The organism is Lysobacter olei, assembly GCF_054777355.1.
The window spans coordinates 18,475-37,834 of record NZ_BAAHAT010000009.1 but is presented as its reverse complement, the minus strand read 5'-3'; the positions used below and the strand labels follow the sequence as shown (position 1 = coordinate 37,834).

Genomic DNA, 19,360 nt, shown 5'->3' with positions numbered 1-19,360 from the left:
TCGTGTCGACCACTGCCCGCGTACTACTCGGACTTTTCCTCGGCGCCGCGATCGGACTGCTGATGGCGTGGTGGGACCCCACCTTCGCCGCGCGCGCCGCTGACGTGGTGCAGCCCATCGGGCGGCTATGGCTCAATGCGCTGCAGATGACGGTGGTGCCCCTGGTCGCGGCCCTCGTGGTGGCGGGGGTCAACACCGCGAGCGATGCCGCGTCGTCGGGCCGTACCGCCCGGCGCGCCATGGCGACGTTCGTGCTACTGCTGGCCGCGGCCGCCGCTTTTGCCGCGGTCGCCGCGCCGCTGATCCTGTCCCTGCTTCCGCGCCGCCCCGGGCTGGCGGAGTCGCTGCGTGCGGCGACCGACACCACCGCGCAACTGAGCGTGCCGTCGTCGCTGGGCGAATGGTTTGCGGCAGTCATTCCGAGCAACGCGCTGGCCGCTGCAGCACAGAGCGCCATGCTGCCGCTCGTGGTGTTCTCGCTGTTCTTCGGCTTTGCCCTGACCCGGATCGAAAGCGGCCGCCGAGAAAGACTGCTGGACTTGGTACATGCGGTGTCCGACGTGATGATCGTCATCGTGCGCTGGGTGCTGTGGGCGGCGCCGCTGGGCGTGTTCGCGCTCGTACTCGCGGTGTGCGCGCGCGTGGGCAGTGGCATGCTCGGCGCCTTCGGCTACTACATCCTGTTGCAGTGCGCACTGTACATCGTCGCAACCCTGATGCTCTATCCGGTTGCCGTTGTCTTTGGCGGTGAGCAGGCGCGGCGCTTCGCGGTCGCCATCCTGCCGGCGCAGACCATTGCCGCCAGCACCCAATCGTCGCTGGCCTCGTTGCCGGCAATGATCGAAAGTGCGCGTACCCGGTTGGGGCACCCGCTGGGCGTGGTCTCGATGGTATTGCCGATGGCGGTGTCGCTGTTCCGCATCACCAGCCCGATCCAATACGTGGGCGTGGCGGCCTTCATTGCCTGGGCCTACGGCGTGGACCTGAGCGTTGCCCAACTGGCGGCGGGTGCCGCCCTGGCAGTGGTCATCAGCATGGGGTCGGTGGGTTTGCCTGGCCAGGTCAGCTTCATGGCGACCAACATGCCGGTCACCCAGGCGATGGGCTTGCCGGTCGAACCGTTGGGCCTGCTGCTGGCGCTGGACACCATCCCGGATGTGTTTGCCACGGTGGGCAACGTCACCGCGGACCTGACCGCCACCAGCGTGGTCGCCCGACCGCTGCCGCGAACGATGCCGGATGGCGCCGCCAGCGTCTCCGAGGAATGACGCCCCGCGCGCCGCAACCAGCCCAACGCCGCAGTTGCAGGAGCGCCCCACTGCTCGATGCCGGCAAGGCCATCGACTGTCCTCGCCGGGCGCATCCGAATATCCGATTCCAACGCACCCCAGTCGACGGAATAAAAATTTGACCGGTCATGGGGCGTGTGCTAAATCGAGCACATACGCATGACGGTGGTGTGACACGCAATCGGGGAGTGGTTGCGTGCGGGGAACCCTTTCGTGTGCTGGGACTGGTTCGTGTGGGGAATTCGTCGAGCAGGAAGACGGTAGCGGCGCCCGTAGGGGCCGCGGCTTCCTGTTGACTACCGCGCACCCGATCGTCGGCGCCGTACAGGTTTTCTGGATGGGCATTGATGCCGGTGGCGTCCCACTCGGACGCGCCGCCTGTCCAAGGCCATCCCCTGCCCCGCCGCTCACGCGAATACGCATGGCCATTCCTGGCCCGCCGGGTAGCGAACGACCGCAAGGATGCGGCAGCCCACGCGGCATCCGCGTGTCCAATCCTTGATCCAGGAGAGAGTCGCATGTCGATCCACGCCCCGCTTCCAACGCGCCACCGCCTCGCCGTGGCGTTGCTGGCCTCGTTGTGCATGCCCGCCGCCGCCCTGGCCCAGGCACAATCGGATGCACCCGTGGCGGGGCCTGCGAAGGAGCTGGACAAGGTCACGGTGACCGGCTCGCGCATCAAGCGCACGGAGGCGGAGGCCCAGCTGCCGATCACCACCATCCAGAAGGAGCAGATCGACGCGCTCGGCATCACGTCGGCTGAGCAGTTGCTGATGCACCTCAACATCGCCGGCAATTCGTCCGACAACCTGGCCAGCAACGGCGGCATCGTCAGCGAGGAGCAGCGCGGCAACAACGGCGTCTCCGGCGCCAACCTGCGCGGCCAGGGCGCCGACGCCACGCTGGTGCTGCTCAACGGTCGCCGCGTGGCCACCCACGGCCTCAAGGGCCGCGCGGTGGATCTCAATTCGATCCCCTTCGCCGCCCTCGCGCGCGTGGAAGTGCTGCGTGACGGTGCATCCGCGGTGTACGGCACCGACGCCATCGGTGGCGTGATCAACTTCATCACCCGCAGCGACTACACCGGCGTCGAAGCGTCGGTCTTCGCCGACGTCACCGAGGCCGGCGGCGGCAACATCTACCGCGGCAACCTGCTCGCCGGCTGGGGTGACATCGACACGGACCGCTGGAACGTATTCGGCACGGTCAGCTTCAAGAAGAACGAGGTGTTGCGCGGCACCGACCGCGACTTCTCCAACAGCTTCCAGGCCGACCGCGGCCTGTCGCCCGACACCCGCGGAACGCCGTTCGCGACGGTGTTCAGCCTCGGCACGAGCGGCACGGGGGTCAACACCCTCATCCGCGGTGGCCAGATCGATCCGTTGGACGGCTCCCGCCAGACGGCGATCAACATCCTCAACCTGCCCGGCGGGGCTGGCTGCGAGAACGGCGGCGACATGATGGGGCCGTATGCGTACCGGATGTGGAGCTCGCCGGCTTCGCGCTATGCGTGCGCGTGGGACTACCCCGCGGCGGCGATCATCCAGCAGCCGCAGGAGAGCATCGACTTCGTCGGCCGCGCGACGTTCAAGCTCAGCGACAACCACCAGGCCTATGTCGAGTTCATGGGGTCGGAGGTGGACGTCAAGAAGACCTTCGAGCCCAACCAGATTTCGTCCAGCACGTCTACGGCGGCTACGTCGTTGGGCCCGGCCACCTGGTACCCCAGCACCGGTGCCGCGTACGACACGATCTACAACGCGCTGGCGGCGTACTTTGGCACGGCCAACCTCAACTATGGCGCGCCCATCGCCTACCGCTGGCGCTGCATTGCCTGCGGGCCCCGCCAGATCGAAACCAACACGCGCTCCTACCGCCTGCTGGCATCGTTCGAAGGCACGGTGGGCAAGTGGGACTACAACGTGGGTGCATCGCGCGCCTCCAGCAAGTCCGAGTCGGTGCTTGGCGGCGGTTACCACTACACCGATGCCCTGCGGCAGGTGTTGGGCAGTGGCTTGCTGAACCCGTTTCTGATGCCGGGCCAGAGCCAGACCCCGGAGGCGATGGCCGCATTGCAGGCGGCTTCTGCCACCGGCGTGATGCTGTATGGCGGCGAGTCGATCATGACCCAGATCGACGCGACCCTGTCGGGCAGCCTGGGCTTCTCCCTGCCCGGCGGTGAGGTGCTGGCGGCGGCGGGCGTGGACCTGCGCCGCGAGGAGTTCAAGTTCGACGGCGACTCGCGGGCAACCAAGCGGCTGATCTTCAACGCGCCGTTCGACGAGTCCAACATCCTCGACGACGTCAGCCGTGACGTGAAGGCCGCGTTCGTGGAAGCGCACCTTCCGGTGTTCGACAGCCTGGACGTCACCCTTGCCGGTCGCTATGACCGCTACGACGGCTTTGGCAGCACGACCAATCCCAAGGTGTCGTTCAAGTACCAGCCGATCGACGCATTGGCGTTCCGCGGCGCGTACAGCACCGGCTTCAAGGTGCCGTCGTTCAACCAGTTGTTCAACGGCGTGACCGAGTCCCAGTACACCGGCCTGGACCTGGCGGACCCCGCCACCTGCCCCGGCGGCGTGGCCAATCCCGCCATCCCCGGCTGCGCCTCGATCCGCCCGGACGAGTGGTTTGGCGGCAAGGCCGACCTGGAGCCGGAAGAGTCCACGCAGAAGAGCTTCGGCGTGGTGCTCGCACCCACCGACTGGTTCAATGCCAGCCTGGACTGGTGGGAGATCGAGCGCGAGAACACCATCCGCTCGGCACCGCGCGATATCCTGATTCAGTACTACGACGTGTTCGCGGCCAACTGGATCCGCGATGCAAGCGGGCAGGTGGTGGCGATCGACCGCCGCTACATCAACTCCGGCGGCAGCCTGATGCGCGGCATCGAGCTGGACGCCAACCTGATGGGCGAGTTGGCCGGTGGCAATTGGCGCATCAACCTCAATGGCAGCTACATCGATGCGTTCAAGACCAAGGGCCTTGAGACGCTGCCGTACACCGACAACCTGGTCGGCGATTACGTGCGCTATTACAACCTGCCCATCCGGTGGAAGCACACGCTGTCGTTTGCCTGGCAGCGCGGCGACTGGTCGCACAACCTGACCCAAATCTACCGCGACGGGTACATGGACGAGTTGCCGGTCAGCGTGCGCAACGGCACCTACACGCCCCCGGCGTGGGACCCGGAAGTGGACAGCTACACCACGTACAACTACAGCGTCAGCTGGAGCGGCATCGAGAACATGGCGGTCACGTTTGGCGTGAAGAACTTGCTGGATCAAGACCCGCCGTTCACCGCCCACCAGAACGACTATGCCGCCGGCGCGGCATGGGAGCCGCGTATTGCCGACCCGCGCGGGCGCGCATACACGCTGATGCTGGAGTACAAGTTCCTCTGACCCATGGGGAAGGCACCCTCGCGTCGGACCGTCTTTTCTCCTTGGACGGTCCGCACGTGGGGGTGCTACGGGAGAAGGTGGATGTTGCACGACGAGATGACAGGCGAACCGCGATGCCGCGGATGAGGGTGGCGCGGGTTGTACTCGCCTGCGTGGCGATGGCGCTACCGGTGGGCACGGGCTTTGCGGGCGATGTCCCGGGCGGTGCCCTCCCCCCTAGCGTGCAGATCGAACCCCAATCCATCGACCGCGCGGTGGATGACGTGGTTCGTCGCTACCAACTGCCCGGCATCGCGGTGGGCGTGGTTGCGGGAGGCGACGTGGCATATCGGGCCACGCGCGGCGAATTGGCCGCAGGCACGGGCCAGTCCGTCGACCCGAACACGGTGTTCAAGATTGCCTCGCTGACCAAGGCGATGACCACCGCTGTGCTCGCGCGATTGGTGGATGCCGGCAAGCTGGATTGGCACGACCCCGTCATCCGGCACCTGCCGAACTTCCGCATGCACGACCCGTGGGTGACGCAGCACATCCAGGTGCGCGACCTGCTGATCCACAACAGCGGGCTGGGGGCCGGCGCGGGCGACCTGATGCTGTGGCCGGAGCCCAACGCGTTCACCCGCGAAGACATCATCGGCGGACTGGCGCACCTCAAGCCGGTGCACGGATTCCGCGAGCGCTACGCGTACGACAACCTGCTGTACGTGGTGGCCGGCGAAGTCGCGGCGGCGGCAGGTGGCAAACCGTATGCGGAACTCGTGCGTGAACACATTTTCCAACCGCTGGACATGGATCGTTGCCAGGTCGGCAGCTGGTCCCGCGACGCGGTGGGCAATGTCGCGCAGCCGCACATGCGGCAGTCTGGGACCAACGTAGTGGTGCGTGCGGACGGCGCGCAGGTGCCGGATTCGCCGTCGATGGCCGCGGGAGGGGTGCGTTGCAGCCTGGAGGACATGCTGAAGTGGGTCCGCGCCTGGCTCCAGGAGCCGGACCCCGCGCGGCCATGGCTGTCCCCGGCACAACGCCGCGCGCTGTGGATGTTGCACACCCCGATGCCGATTTCCCAGCGCATGCGCGACTGGGACGGGACCCGCATGCATGGCTATGGCTACGGATGGCGCGTGTCGGACGTGGAGGGCCACTGGAAAGTGGCGCACACGGGCACGCTGATGGGCATGTATGCCTCGCTGGTGCTGCTGCCCGATCAGGACGTGGGCTTCGTCATCCTGATGAACGGGGAGGCGGATGCGGCACGCACGGTGCTGGAACAGACGCTGCTCAAGCGCCTCATCCGGCCGCAGGGGGCGGCGCCGGAGGCGGCCCATTACGCCGATCTGCTGGAAAAGGAGCGCGCATCAAAGCCCGCCTCCGCCGCACGGGCTGCGGATACCAGCGCGCGTGTTCCCGCTTCCACCAATGCGCTGACCGGCCATCTTGGCCTCTGGCGCGACCCCTGGTTCGGCGAGGTCGAACTGTGCGCGGACGAGGAAGAGGTGCGGTTCCGCGCCCGCAAATCGCCGCGCCTTGACGGCCGGGTCATGCAGGTTGGGCCACGCTGGCTCGTGGATTGGGATGACCCCAGCGTGGACGCAGAACCGTGGCTGGCATTCGAGGACGCGGGATCCGGCCCGCCGCACATGCGCTTGTCGCACGTCGATCCGTCCGCGGACTTCAGTTATGACTACGCGGACCTGGACTTCATCCGCGTGGGCGATTGTGGCCCGCGCACTGCCCGGTGACCGTCTGCCCCTCCCTGAGCCGGAGCTGGCCGTGCCGCCAAGCGCCACCGACACGCCATCCCAAGGAGCCCCCATGCCCTTTCGACCGAAGCATTTCCTGCCGCTGCGCGTGGCCAGGCCCTGGACCGCACTGCTGCCGTTGATGCTGCTGGCGGCCTGCACCCACGTTCCGCCGCGTAATCCGCTGGCCGAATGGGTGCCCTCGGCCAACCAGGACGAACGCCGACCTGTACTGGTGGTCATCCACTTCACCGACCAGGACTCGGTGGGGCAAAGCCTGGATACGCTGCGCTCCCGCAACCGTGGCGGCCCGGTCAGCGCCCACTACCTCATCGGTCGCGACGGCGAACGCTTCCAACTGGTCAGCGACGCGCGGCGCGCCTGGCACGGCGGCGCGGGCCGCTGGGGCACGATCACCGACATCAACTCCGCCTCAATCGGCATCGAGCTAGACAACGATGGCCACAGCCCCTTCCCCGACGCGCAGATCGATAGCCTGCTCGTCCTCCTGGAAGACCTGAGCACGCGGCTGCGCATTCCACGATCGCAGGTGGTGGGCCACTCCGACGTGGCCCCGGTGCGCAAGGTCGATCCCGGCCCGCTGTTTCCCTGGAAGCGACTGGCCGACGCGGGGTTCGGCCTCTGGCCCGGGGAGGACACACCCCCTGCGCCGCCGGGCTTTGACCCGTGGCTGGCGCTGCAGGCGATCGGGTATTCAATCGACGACCGTGCCGCGACCGCGCGCGCGTTCCGCCACCGCTTTCGGGCCAGTGAAGGCACGGAACTGGACGCGGAGGACCTGCGCATCCTGTATGCGTTGACGCGACCGTCCTCGGTGGCCGCCAAGCCCGGATCGCTGGAAGACGCCCCCTGACCGAGGCGGAAGGCGGGAGGCGCCGGCCCTTGGGGCCCCGGCCGCTGGATACCCCGACGGACATTTCCGGCTTGCCGCCGGTTCGTGCGAAAATTGCGGTTTGGCCCCGTAGCTCAGCTGGATAGAGCGGTCCCCTCCTAAGGGACAGGTCGCACGTTCGAATCGTGTCGGGGCCGCCATCATCCCAGCGCCAGCCTTCCGGCCGGCGCAATGACGCACGGAGCCTGCAATGACCCATCCCGTCCTCACCGCCCTCGGCCTCGGCGCCAGCGAATCCGGCACCTTCCTCGGCAATGGCGAATGGTCGAAGACGAGCGACGCCGGCGTCCTCGAGCCGATCAACCCGACCACCGGCGAGGTGCTGGGCAAGGTGATGGCCTCCTCGCAGGCCGACTACGACGTGCTCATGGAGCGCGCCCAGGCCGCCTTCAAGGTGTGGCGCACCACCCCGGCCCCGCGCCGCGGCGAAGCCATCCGCCTGTGCGCCGACGCGCTGCGCAAGCACAAGGACGCGCTGGGCTCGCTGGTCGCGCTGGAAATGGGCAAGTCCAAGCCGGAAGGCGACGGCGAAGTGCAGGAGATGATCGACATCGGCGAGTTCGCCGTCGGTCTGTCGCGCCAGCTGTACGGCCTGACCATGCACTCCGAGCGTCCGGGCCACCGCATGTACGAGCAGTGGCACCCGATCGGCATCGTCGGCGTGATCTCGGCGTTCAACTTCCCGGTGGCCGTGTGGGCGTGGAACTCGTTCGTTGCCGCGATCTGCGGTGACATCACCGTGTGGAAGCCCTCGCCCAAGACCCCGCTGTCGGCGATCGCCTCGATGAAGATCTGCAACGACGCGCTGAAGGCCGGCGGCTTCCCGGACATCTTCTTCCTGTTCAACGACGCGGGCAGCGACCTGGCGCAGCAGTTCGTGGACGACAAGCGCGTGGCGCTGGTCAGCTTCACCGGCAGCACCAAGGTCGGCCGCATGGTCGGCGAGCGCGTGGCGCGCCGCATGGGCCGTTCGCTGCTGGAGCTGGGCGGCAACAACGCGATCATCGTCGATCCGACGGCCGACCTGAAGCTGGCGATCCCGGCCATCGTGTTCGGCGCAGTCGGCACCGCCGGCCAGCGCTGCACCACCACCCGCCGCCTGTTCGTGCACGAGTCGATCTACGACGAGGTGCTGGGCAAGCTGGTCACCGCCTACAAGCAGGTCGAGAAGAAGATCGGCGACCCGACCAACCCCGAAACCCTGATGGGTCCGCTCAACAGCCGTGACGGCGTGAACGCCTACCTCGACGCGGTCGAGAAGGCGAAGGCCGCCGGCGGCAAGGTTGAGACCGGCGGCGCGGCGATCGAGGGCAAGGGCAACTTCGTGCTGCCGACGATTGTCACGGGTCTGACCAACGATGCGGAGATCGTGCAGCACGAGACCTTCGCGCCGATCCTGTACGTGATGAAGTACAGCACGCTGGACGAGGCGATCGAACTGCAGAACGCCGTGCCGCAGGGCCTGTCGTCGTCGATCTTCACCACCAACCTGAAGGCGGCCGAAGCGTTCCTGGCGGCCTCGGGCAGCGACTGCGGCATCGCCAACGTCAACATCGGCACCAGCGGTGCGGAGATCGGTGGTGCGTTCGGTGGTGAGAAGGAAACCGGCGGTGGCCGCGAGTCGGGCTCGGATGCGTGGAAGGCTTACATGCGCCGCCAGACCAACACCATCAACTACTCCGACGCGCTGCCGCTGGCCCAGGGCATCAAGTTCGATCTGTAACCGATGTACGGATTCGCGCGCCCCTTCCTGTTCCGCCAAGACGCCGAGACCGCGCATGGGCTCGGCCTCAAGGCGCTGGACTTCGCCTACCGCACCGGGCTCAACCCGCTGGTGGCGCGCAGGCCCGAGCCGCTGCCGACCAAGGCGTTTGGCCTGACGTTCCCCAACCCGGTCGGCCTGGCCGCCGGGTTGGACAAGAACGGCGAGCACATCGACGCGTTGCTGGCGTTGGGCTTTGGCTTCATCGAGATCGGCACGGTCACGCCGCGGGCGCAGCCGGGCAATCCCAAGCCGCGCATGTTCCGCATCCCGGAGCATCGCGCGGTGATCAACCGCCTGGGCTTCAACAATGGCGGCGTGGATGCGCTGGTGCGCAACGTCGAGAAGGCCCAGCGGCGCCATGGGCTGCTGGGCATCAACATCGGCAAGAACAAGGACACGCCCAACGAGGCGGCCGCGGGCGATTACATGTATTGCTTGTCGCGGGTGTACCCGCTGGCGGACTACGTGACGGTCAACATCTCCTCGCCCAACACCGCCGGCCTGCGCGAGTTGCAGGAAGAGCAGGCGCTGCGCGAGCTGGTGAGCATCCTGCGTGAAGAGCAGGAGCGGCTGGCCGGCAAGCACGGCAAGCGCGTGCCGATGCTGGTCAAGGTGGCGCCGGACCTCAGCGACAGCGACATCGACGCGGTGGCGCGGGTATTGGCCGACTTGGAAGTGGACGGCGTAATCGCCACCAACACCACCGTCTCACGAATGGGCGTGGAGGATTCACCGCTGGCCGCGGAACAGGGTGGCCTGTCGGGTGAGCCGCTGCTGGGGCCATCGACCGCGGTGCTGCGCAAGCTGCGCACGCGCCTGCCGGAGTCGATCCCGCTGGTGGGCGTGGGTGGCATCCTGTCCGGTGCCGACGCGGTGACCAAGATGGCGGCCGGCGCGACGTTGGTGCAGTGCTATTCCGGCCTGGTGTATCGCGGCCCGGCACTGGTGGGCGAGTGCGTCGAGGCGATTCGTCGCCGCAAGCACGCGCCGGCCACCGGCATTGCCAATGCGAGCGCGTAACGTCCGCGCATGACTGACGCCTTCCGCATCGCCCGCGATGCCTCGCTGCGCGAGCGCAACACCTTCGGCGTGGAGGCCGTGGCCCCGTGGCTGGTGGAAGTGGCCGACGCCACCCTCCTGCCCGAGGTGCTGCGGCGGCCCGAGCTGGCCGACGGCCTGGCGCTGGTGCTGGGTGGCGGCAGCAACCTGTTGTTTGCCGGAAACCCCGCCGGCGCGGTGCTGGCCCTCACCGGCCAGCGCGTGACGATGTTGCGCGACGGCGACACCGCCATCGTCCGCGCCGATGCGGGCGTGCCTTGGCATGACTTCGTCATGCAGACCCTGTCGATGGGGTTGTGCGGCCTGGAAAACCTCGCGCTAATCCCTGGCACCGTTGGCGCCGCACCGATCCAGAACATCGGCGCCTACGGCGTGGAGGTTCGGGAGTTCGTGCACGCGGTGGAAGCCTTCGAGCCGGCCACGGGCACGGTGCATCCCTTCGACGCGGCCGAGTGCCGTTTCGCGTACCGCGACAGCCTGTTCAAGCACGCCCCGGACCGCTACCTGGTCACGGCGGTGGAGTTTGCCCTGCCCCGCCAGCCCGCGTTGCGGCTGGAGTATGCGGGGATTGCCGAGGAGTTGGCGGCCATGGGCGTCACCCACCCGACGCCGGCGACCGTGGCGGATGCGGTGATCGCGATCCGCCGACGCAAACTGCCGGATCCGGCCGTGCTCGGCAACGCCGGCAGTTTCTTCAAGAACCCCATCGTGCCGGCTGCGCAGGCCGATGCGCTGAAGGCCGTGCATGACAGCCTGCCCGTATTCCGGGGCAGCAGCGAGGACACGCGCAAGCTGTCGGCGGCGTGGCTGATCGACCAGTGCGGCTGGAAGGGATACCGCGACGGCGATGCCGGCGTGGCCCCCACCCATGCGCTGGTCCTGGTGAACCATGGCCGGGCGACCGGCGCGCAGTTGCTGGGCCTGGCGCGTCGCATCGCCGCGTCCGTGCATGAACGGTTTGGCGTCGCCATCGAACCAGAGCCACGGGTGATCGGCGCGACGTGGTGAACGGGCCCGCCAACCCGCACCTGCGCGCCGCGCTGCTGATGCTGGGCAGCACGGTGTTCTTCGGGTTGATGGCGGTGGCGATCAAGCTGGCCTCGCAGACGCTGCACACGTTCGAAATCGCCTTCTTCCGCAATTTCTTCGGCGTGATTGCCGCGTTGCCGCTGCTATGGCGCCACGGCCCGGACCTGCTGCACACGACGCAACTGCGGCGTTACCTGGTGCGCTGCGCGATCGGCGTGCTGTCGATGTTCTGCGGCTTCTGGTCCATTGGGCACCTGCCGCTGGCGCAGGCCGTGTCACTGTCGTACTCCACGCCGCTGTTCGTCACCATCGCCGCCGTGCTGCTGTTGGGCGAGCAGGTGCGCGCGCGTCGGTGGGCCGCCGTGGTGCTGGGTTTCATTGGCGTGCTGGTCATCGTGCGTCCGGGTAGCGCGGGCTTCACCGCGGGCACGTTGATCGCCCTGAGCGCGGCCGTGCTCAGCGGCCTGGTTTCGATCCAGATCAAGCAGCTCTCGCGCACCGAGCCGGCCGACCGCATCGTGTTGTGGACCACCCTGCTGTGGGTGCCCATGTCCCTGGGGCCGGCGCTGTTTGTCTGGGAGTGGCCGCGAGGGATCACGTGGCTGTGGGTGGCGGCAGCGGGCGTTCTGGGCACCACCGGACACATGCTGTGGACGCGCGCACTCAAGCTGGGCGACGTTTCGGCACTCACGCCGATCAGCTTCATGCAGCTGCCGCTCGTGGCCGGGCTGGGCTACCTGCTGTTTGACGAACAGGTGGACCGCTGGACGGCCATCGGCGCGGCCGTCATCTTCGCGGCCAACGCGTACATCGCCCACCGTGAGGCACAACTGGCGCGGCGATCAGCCTCCAACGCTCCCGTGCAGGCCGCAAAGCCCGGCGAGTGACGCACCGCCGGAGGCCCGGCTCAGGGCGCTCCCGCCACCTTGGGGTCCGCCACATCCATCGCTGCCTGCCACACGCGCAGCAGGTTGCCGCCCCACAGCTTGGCGACCTCATCATCGCGGAACCCGGCGTGCCGCAGCGCAGCGGTGACGTTGGCCGTCTCGGCCGCGTGCATCCAGCCGGTGATGCCTCCACCACCATCGAAGTCGGACGCAATGCCCACGTGGTCGATCCCCGCCACCGCCACCATGTGCCGGATGTGGGCCACGTAATCGTCCAAGGAGGCGAGTGGGTGCTCCTGTTCGATGGCGGCCAGGCCGGCCACCATCGCGGGGTGCTGGTCATGCTTGTCGCTGTCGTATTCGGCATCGCCGGCCAGGCCTGCCACGTGCTTCTGCAGCGCCACTTCGGCCGCCTTGCGGGCAGGGTCCGCCTTCAGGAATTCCTTGTACGCCACCGCCTGTATCACGCCCCCCTGGGCGGCGATGGCGCGGAGCAGTTCATCCGGCAGATTGCGCGGATGATCAACTAGCGCACGCGCCGACGAGTGGGACGCGATGACCGGGGCCTTTGAAATCGCCAGTGCATCGCGCACGCACTTGTCCGAACCGTGGGACACGTCGACCAGCATGCCCAGTGCATTGGCGCGGGCCACCGCGGTGCGGCCGAACGCCGTCATACCCGCGTCATCCGGGCTGTTGTGTGCCGGCTCACCGGTTTGGACATTGGGCATTGAACTGGAACACAGGTCGTTGTTGCCCACGTGCACCAACCCCAGGTATCTCGCGCCCCGCGCATGCGCGCGATCAAGGTTGGCGAGATCGTGGCCCAGTGAATAGCCGTTCTCGATGCCGATCACGGCCGACAACAGGCCCTCGTTCTGGTTCTTCCGCAGCGCTTCGGGCGAATGCGCGGCACGAATGAGGCCCGGATTGCGCTCCAGCATCATGGCGATGGCCGAGTACTTCCGCTCCGCCTTTTCGACGGCGTCGGCATACCCCTCAGGAGTCAGTGCCCCCTGCCCCACGTAAACGATGAAGAAGGCCGAATCCAGCCCACCCTGACGCATCTTCCGCAGGTCCACCTGCAGGACGCTGTCGCCACCCGCATCGAAGCGGGCCTCGCGCATGAAATTGGTGGGGATGTCGACATGGCTGTCGACCGTCAGGAACCCCGGCGCGGAACGCGGCGCGTGGCTGGCGCAAGCCGCCAGCGCAAGCGTCAGCACGGGAGGCAGCACGGAACGGGAAAGCGTCATGGTGATGTCCAGTCGGTCGCGGGACGTTCGGCCGCCACCATCTCGTCAAAGGTCTGTCGTCGTCGCACGACGGCATAGCGCCCGCCTTCCACGAAGACTTCCGCAGGCAGCGGACGGGAGTTGTAGTTCGAGGCCATCGATGCGCCGTAGGCCCCCGAGGCCAGGATGGCCACCAGTTGGCCGGCGTGGCAACGAGGCAGCAGCCGGGCGGTGGCGAAGGTGTCGCCCGTTTCGCAGACCGGGCCGACCACGTCGTAGGCGACTCGCGCTTCATCACCCGGGCTGCCGTGAGGCAAAGGCACCACGTCGTGCCACGCCTCGTACAGGCTGGGACGCAGCAGGTCGTTCATGGCAGCGTCCAGCACGAGGAACCGTCGCGTGTCGCCCTGCTTTTCCAGCATTACCCGCGACAGCAGCAATCCGGCTTCCGCCACCAGCCATCGACCCGGCTCCACCAGGATCCGCCCATTGAACCAGCCCAGGCCGTGCGGGATGATCGCGGCGTACTCGTCGGCGCTGGGGGCGCACTCGCCCTCGCGATAGCGCACGCCCAAACCGCCCCCCACGTCTATGCAGGCGATATTGCTGCCTGCGGCAAGACGCTCCCGCGCGAAGTCCGCCATGCGTGCAATGGCCTCGCGCAACGGTTCAAGCGACAGCAACTGCGACCCGATGTGCATGTGCAGGCCATCGAGCCGGATGTTGGGCCAGCGTTCCGCCGACTGGAACCAACCCCGCGCCTCGGCGATGGACACGCCAAACTTATTCTCGGCACGACCCGTGGAGATCTTGGCGTGGGTCAATGCGTCTACATCCGGATTGATCCGGACCGATGCGCGTGCCACCGTGCCGTGCTCGCGCGCAACGGCCTGCAAGGTTTCCAGCTCCGCCAACGACTCCACGTTGAAGCGTGCCACGCCGGCCTCCAGCGCGGCGTGCATCTCCGCGACGGACTTGCCCACGCCCGAAAACACGATCCTGTCGGCCGGGATTCCGGCCTGCAAGGCGCGCCGCAGCTCCCCGCCCGACACGATGTCGGCTCCCGAACCTTCAGCGGCAAGCAATTCCAGTACGGCGCGGTTGCCGTTCGCCTTCACCGCATAGCAGATGTCTGCGTCAAGGCCGGCCAATGCGCGCTGCAGCGCCTGAAACCTGCCGCGGATGGCCTCAGGCGAGTAGACGTACAACGGCGTCCCCTCGCGTTCGGCCAGGGCTGCGAGGTCGACACCGCCGAACACCCCGTCGTTCGCAATTCCTTCCAGATCCACCATGCGTTGCTTGGCGCGTGGCGGCCCGACTCCGGGGCCACCACGCGCCGGCTCCTCAGAAGTTGTAGGTGACCACCAGCTGCGCGTACCGCGGCGACTGCCAGCGCGTGCCGGTGCCGAAATACGGCCTGCGGACGCCCGGATTCGCCTCGTAGCGGCCGCGCACGTTGACCGTCTCCTGCTCGTTCAGCACGTTGAACACCGACAGGCGCACCTTCAGGTCCATGTCCGGCACCGGCAGCGCCCACGTGACATTCGCGCCCAGGTTGTAGGTCCAAGGCATCCGGCCGAACGCGCCGCGCGGGCTGTATTCGTACACGCGCTGCTGCCACGGGCCCGCGCAGTTCTGCACGCACAGCCAGCCGGTACCGCCGCCGCTGCCCTCGCTGGTGTAGCTGGCGACGGCGAAGTTCTCGTCCGGCCAGGTCACGCCGAATGCGGTGATCGGACCGCCGGACAACGCGGTCAGGGTCGAGCCGAACGACCACATCTCGTTGAGCTTGTAATTGCCGCGCAGCTTGATCTGGTGGCGGTGGTCATTGAACAGCACGCCGTAGCGCTGGTTGTTGGCCGGATGGTCCCAATGCTGGACCATGCCGGTGTCGCCATAGTTGGTGTCGGAGTTGACCGGACCTTCGTGGTTGCCGTCGGACTTCGACCAGAGGTAGGACGCATTGAACGACCAGTGGTCATCCCACGCGCGATCGATCTGGAACTCCACCGACTTGTAGGTGCGCTTGGGTTCGGAGTAGCCGATCACCCGATTGCTGCCGACGGTGATGTATCCCTCCTTGGAGGTGTCGATCGTCACCCAGCCGTCCTGGGCACAGCCCATGGCCTGGGTGCCCCACAGCGTCAACTTGTCGCCAGGGTTGGCGATAGGCCACAAGGTACCGTGGCGCGCGCCGCACAGTGCGTTGATGCGGATGTCATCCAGCGCGCCGTGCATGCGCCGGTAGGTGGCGTTGATGCCCCACGACCACGCCGGGCTGATCATGCTCTGGAAGCCAAGGATGGCTTCGTCCTGGTACACCGCGTCCAGGTCGCGATCCACGCTCTGGCGCAGGTCGCCGACCGACACGTTGTACTGGTCGTCGATCCCACCGATCTGCGGGCCGATGACGGGCGCCATGTAGGTGCCGCCCTCGATCGGGTTCTGCGTAGCCTGCCAGCCGTTGAGCACGTAGTAGGTACGCTCGTCGGTCAGGCCGCCGGCAAAGGTGTAGTTGATGTTGTTGGTGACCGGCAGGTAGTAACGGCCCAGGTTGCCGAAGAGCTTGGTCGAACCGTCGCCCTTCATGTCCCAGGAGAAGCCCAGTCGCGGCGAGACCAGGTTGTCCATGTCGATGAAGCTGCTGCCGGTGGCGGTCTTGTTGGTGAAGCTGTCCACGCGCACGCCGAGGTTGAGCAGCAGCGACGGGGTGACATTCCAGTTGTCCTCCACGTACCACGCGTTGGCCACCGTCTCGAACTCGCCACCGTCGATGCGGCGACGTCCCATCAGGTAGGCCGTCGTGCCCAGCGGGATGGTGGCGCCATTGGATAGCACCATGCCGGGCGTGGTGACCCCGTACACCGTGTACTGGATGCCATCACCGGGATAAAACGACGTGCGGTCGGTGGTCATGACCTCCCGGTCCAGGCCGAAACGGACGAAGTGGTCGCCCAGCGCCCATTCAAAATCGAGTCGGCCGACCTGACGCTGGTCCTCGTGGTCGACGATCGAACTGCCGGGGTGGCAGCTCACCGCAGGACGCCCCATGGCCGTGTACTGGGCGCCATAGCTGGCGGTGTTGATCGTGACCCAGTTGCAGGAGGCATCGGCGGGCGAGCGCGTGATGCCGCTGCTGTTGTTCTCGCCGATCATCGCCTTGACCGTGAAGGCCTCACCGAACCGCCCCGTGTAGGTCAGCGAACCGCTCTGGCCACCGGTGGTCGTATTGCTGCGGCTGTTGCGCGCGCCTTCGGTGGACGTGGGGAAATCGTACTTGTAAACGGTGAGGTCGCTGTCACCCTCGTCCGAGAACGCCATCAGGGCCAGCGAATGGTCATCGGTGATGTTCCAGTCCATCTTGGCGCCCCAGAAGCCATTGTTGGACTCGCTCTCGCTCCAGGTGCTGCCGACGGGGTTGGTGTAGCCGGATTCGAAATCACGCTGTTCGTACATCGCGAACAGGAACAGCTTGTCCTTCACCAGCGGCCCCGAGGCCCAGACGTTGCCCTTCATGAGGGACTGGCGGTCATGACTGGACAGCACGTTGATGGTGCCGTCGTCGTAGTAATGGTCCTCCGCCGAGGAACGCATCTGGCTGGGCTCGAAAGTCATCTCGAACCCACCTTCCATTTCATTGCTGCCCGAACGGCTCACGGCGTTGATCACGCCGCCCGTGCTACGACCGAACTCGACCGAATAGCCACCCGTCTTGACCTGGAACTCCTGGAAAAACGCGAACGGCGCGGCGGAGAAACTCTGCCGTCGGTAGAAGTCGGTAACGTTCAGGCCGTTGACGAACACGGAGTTTTCCGCGACCGACGAACCGCCAAAGGACATGCCACCGAACGACGAATTGCCCGCGACCACGCCCGGCGCCAGTAGTGCCACCGAGCCAATGGTCTGGTCGAGCGGAACGCGCGCGATCTCTTCGCGGGTGATGTTGGTGGCGGTCTCGGTGGAGTACACGTCCACCCGGTTCACCACGGCGGCGCCGGTCACGCGCACCGCGTCGAGGTTGGTCAGGTTGCCCTCATCCCCCAGGTTCACCGTGGTGGTGCCGCCCAGCGCGACATTCACCGCCACTGGCTGGCCCAACGGTTGGCCGTCGCGCTGCACCTGCAGGCGGTATGCGCCCACCGGCAACTGGGTCAGTCGGTAGCCCCCGTCTCGGCCCACGGTGACCGAACGGACCAGGCCGGTCGCCGTGTTGGTCACGACGACCTGGGTACCCGCATCCGCACGGCCGGCCACCGCGCCCGTCGCGGCCTGCGCGAACGCGGAAGGGGCCGCGATCGACGCGATGCACAGCCCCATGGCCATGCTGAGGACGGATTTTCGCAACCGGCGTGACGTACTCATGGACTCTCTCCAGACTGGGTTTTTGCTGCACTGAATGGAATGGGCTCCACGACGAAGTCGTAGTCCCACTGATCGAAATAGAGGTTGCCGCCGCGCCATTCGGCTTCGCCGCGTTGCAGGTCGACGGTCTCGGAACGGAAATGCTGCTTGGACGGCACGAGCGCGCGCCCGTAATCGTCGTTGAAGGTGACCCGGTACCCGTCGATGCCACCCAGGTAGAAGCCAGCGATCGCCGGATCGGGATCGTCCAGGCGGCCGAACGTGACGTCGAACGGGACCCACCCGTACGGTGCGATGTACACCTGGCCCCAGTCGTGGAGGTTCCAGTAGCCGCGACCGCGACCCCCGCCCTCTTCGCCAAACATCATCCCCGACTGCCAGCGGGCCGGGATGCCATTGAGACGCAACAGGGTGATCAACAGCAGCGTCTGTTGTCCGCAGTCGGCGTGGCCGGCGCGGAACGCGTACTCACTGATGTTGGAGATCGTCGAATACTCACGCGCGCCGGCCCACGGAATGCGATCCACCGCCTCGTACAGTTTGCGCGTGATGGCCCACGGGTCGGTCTCGCTGCCCACCACGGCACGTGAGAAAGCCTTCAGCTCGTCGGTAAACACCACATGCGGCGCGCGCTCGGCCAGGAACGGGAGCAGTTCCGGGCGCGCCGGTGCGGCGACGACCTTCGCCGGGTCGACGTCGAAACGGCGGGCACGGATCGTGACTTCATAGCTCACCGAAAACCGCGTGGGTTGCCCCTGTACCGCAGGCTGCTCCAGGTACACCGTGCGTTGCAGCGTCTCGGCCGACGCGATGCGGTGTGTCGCCGGCGCACTGGAAAGCAGGCGGATGCCATCCTGCTGCCCGGGAATCTCCCGCGGGAACGGAATCCAGGCGCGGACCACTTCGCCCTCCGGCACCGCATTCGCATTCGCATTCACGGTCAGCGACTGCGTGATCTTCCAGCGCTTGGGCAGGACGTCGTGCGCCAGCCCCTGCCGGGTGGCCGCGACCACGTCCCCGTGGTGCTGGTGCGTGGTTGCGAACGGACTCTCCAGGAACGGCGTCTGCTCGGCGCGGCGGGCACGCGCCTCGGCGCTCAATCGGAACAGGTTCGAGGCGGCGCGATTGAAATAGCGCCGCTTGCCGTCGATGTCCATGCGCTCAAACAGGCCTTGCGCATCCCAGCGCGAGAACTCCTCGTCGCGCAGGTCAGGAATCCGGCTGCGCACGCGGTCGCGCACTTGCGTGGCGTCCTGGTCGAAGTCCAGTTCGATGCGCCGCATGCGCTCGCGCTGGAATGCCAGCACCCGCGCATCCGCGGGGGAGGCCCGGTCGACAGTCGCATCGATCAAGGCACGGGCCCCGGCGAAGTCCCCGCGGTCAATGCGCTCGATCACCGCGCGCACGCCCGGGCTGTCGCTGGTATCGGCGCCTTCGGCGACCGTCGGCGCAGCATCGGCGCGCGCGTCTCGCCCATCGTGGCGCCCCTCGCCCGCAGTCGCGAACAGACACACGCCCAGCAACGCCCACGGAAGCGGACGTGCGCGGCGCGAACCGTTCATGACATTAGTGGAATTGACTCCCCCCACCCGACACGCCTCCCCTGACGATCGGTAGCATTGGGCTTGTGTAGCACGCGCCCCCGGGCTGGTCAATAATTTATTCTTGCCGTATA

12 protein-coding genes and 1 tRNA gene are annotated in these 19,360 nt (G+C 67.1%); 9 read left to right on the top strand and 4 right to left on the bottom strand.

Features of this window, described 5'->3' with window-relative positions; translation table 11 throughout:
* The first annotated feature begins 2 nt into the window (after positions 1–2).
* The 9 genes from ACYVBS_RS12890 (at position 3) to ACYVBS_RS12850 (ending at position 12,088) form a co-directional block, all read left to right on the top strand.
* The gene (locus tag ACYVBS_RS12890; RefSeq protein WP_460824094.1) at positions 3–1,268 is read left to right on the top strand and encodes a dicarboxylate/amino acid:cation symporter; all 1,266 of its coding nucleotides are present in this window, start codon (positions 3–5) and stop codon (positions 1,266–1,268) included.
* Between the two features lie 539 nt (positions 1,269–1,807).
* The gene (locus ACYVBS_RS12885) at positions 1,808–4,696 is read left to right on the top strand and encodes a TonB-dependent receptor plug domain-containing protein (protein ID WP_460824092.1); all 2,889 of its coding nucleotides are present in this window, start codon (positions 1,808–1,810) and stop codon (positions 4,694–4,696) included.
* 113 nt (positions 4,697–4,809) lie between these two features.
* Entirely contained in the window at positions 4,810–6,435 is a 1,626-nt protein-coding gene (locus ACYVBS_RS12880; protein ID WP_460824091.1) for a serine hydrolase domain-containing protein, read from the top strand.
* 142 nt (positions 6,436–6,577) lie between these two features.
* Positions 6,578–7,309 carry an N-acetylmuramoyl-L-alanine amidase gene (locus ACYVBS_RS12875; RefSeq protein ID WP_460824198.1) on the top strand — a complete coding sequence of 244 codons (732 nt, stop codon included), beginning with the start codon at positions 6,578–6,580 and terminating at the stop codon, positions 7,307–7,309.
* Positions 7,310–7,411: 102 nt separating this feature from the next.
* Positions 7,412–7,488, top strand: a tRNA-Arg gene (locus ACYVBS_RS12870).
* Positions 7,489–7,538: 50 nt separating this feature from the next.
* Complete coding sequence (amaB, locus tag ACYVBS_RS12865; protein WP_460824090.1) at positions 7,539–9,071, top strand: L-piperidine-6-carboxylate dehydrogenase; 1,533 nt, start codon at positions 7,539–7,541, stop codon at positions 9,069–9,071.
* Positions 9,072–9,074: 3 nt separating this feature from the next.
* Positions 9,075–10,133 (top strand): quinone-dependent dihydroorotate dehydrogenase, encoded by a 1,059-nt coding sequence (locus tag ACYVBS_RS12860; RefSeq protein WP_460824089.1) that lies wholly within the window; start codon positions 9,075–9,077, stop codon positions 10,131–10,133.
* A gap of 9 nt (positions 10,134–10,142) precedes the next feature.
* Complete coding sequence (murB, locus tag ACYVBS_RS12855; protein ID WP_460824088.1) at positions 10,143–11,180, top strand: UDP-N-acetylmuramate dehydrogenase; 1,038 nt, start codon at positions 10,143–10,145, stop codon at positions 11,178–11,180.
* Between the two features lie 20 nt (positions 11,181–11,200).
* The gene (locus tag ACYVBS_RS12850; protein ID WP_460824197.1) at positions 11,201–12,088 is read left to right on the top strand and encodes a DMT family transporter; all 888 of its coding nucleotides are present in this window, start codon (positions 11,201–11,203) and stop codon (positions 12,086–12,088) included.
* 20 nt (positions 12,089–12,108) lie between these two features.
* Here the strand turns inward: ACYVBS_RS12850 and ACYVBS_RS12845 are convergent, their stop codons facing one another.
* The 4 genes from ACYVBS_RS12845 to ACYVBS_RS12830 are packed head-to-tail and all read right to left on the bottom strand — an operon-like array spanning position 12,109 to position 19,247.
* A complete protein-coding gene (locus ACYVBS_RS12845; RefSeq protein WP_460824087.1) occupies positions 12,109–13,344 on the bottom strand; it encodes a dipeptidase in 1,236 nt (411 codons plus the stop codon).
* Positions 13,341–14,612, bottom strand: coding sequence for a diaminopimelate decarboxylase (gene lysA, locus ACYVBS_RS12840; protein WP_460824086.1), 1,272 nt, complete (start codon positions 14,610–14,612; stop codon positions 13,341–13,343). The genes ACYVBS_RS12845 and lysA overlap by 4 nt, the downstream gene beginning before the upstream one ends.
* A gap of 55 nt (positions 14,613–14,667) precedes the next feature.
* A complete protein-coding gene (locus ACYVBS_RS12835) occupies positions 14,668–17,685 on the bottom strand; it encodes a TonB-dependent receptor (RefSeq protein WP_460824085.1) in 3,018 nt (1,005 codons plus the stop codon).
* Entirely contained in the window at positions 17,682–19,247 is a 1,566-nt protein-coding gene (locus tag ACYVBS_RS12830) for a transglutaminase-like domain-containing protein (protein WP_460824084.1), read from the bottom strand. Before ACYVBS_RS12830 ends, ACYVBS_RS12835 begins: the two co-directional genes overlap by 4 nt.
* Positions 19,248–19,360 lie beyond the last annotated feature (113 nt).

Excerpts from the sequence above, each read along its gene's own strand:
- ACYVBS_RS12885 (WP_460824092.1), top strand. The coding sequence starts at position 1,808 with ATGTCGATCCACGCCCCGCTTCCAACGCGCCACCGCCTCGCCGTGGCG.
- ACYVBS_RS12880 (WP_460824091.1), top strand. The coding sequence starts at position 4,810 with ATGCCGCGGATGAGGGTGGCGCGGGTTGTACTCGCCTGCGTGGCGATG.
- ACYVBS_RS12875 (WP_460824198.1), top strand. The coding sequence starts at position 6,578 with ATGCTGCTGGCGGCCTGCACCCACGTTCCGCCGCGTAATCCGCTGGCC.
- amaB (WP_460824090.1), top strand. The coding sequence starts at position 7,539 with ATGACCCATCCCGTCCTCACCGCCCTCGGCCTCGGCGCCAGCGAATCC.
- ACYVBS_RS12860 (WP_460824089.1), top strand. The coding sequence starts at position 9,075 with ATGTACGGATTCGCGCGCCCCTTCCTGTTCCGCCAAGACGCCGAGACC.
- murB (WP_460824088.1), top strand. The coding sequence starts at position 10,143 with ATGACTGACGCCTTCCGCATCGCCCGCGATGCCTCGCTGCGCGAGCGC.
- ACYVBS_RS12845 (WP_460824087.1), bottom strand. The coding sequence starts at position 13,344 with ATGACGCTTTCCCGTTCCGTGCTGCCTCCCGTGCTGACGCTTGCGCTG.
- ACYVBS_RS12835 (WP_460824085.1), bottom strand. The coding sequence starts at position 17,685 with ATGAGTACGTCACGCCGGTTGCGAAAATCCGTCCTCAGCATGGCCATG.
- ACYVBS_RS12830 (WP_460824084.1), bottom strand. The coding sequence starts at position 19,247 with ATGAACGGTTCGCGCCGCGCACGTCCGCTTCCGTGGGCGTTGCTGGGC.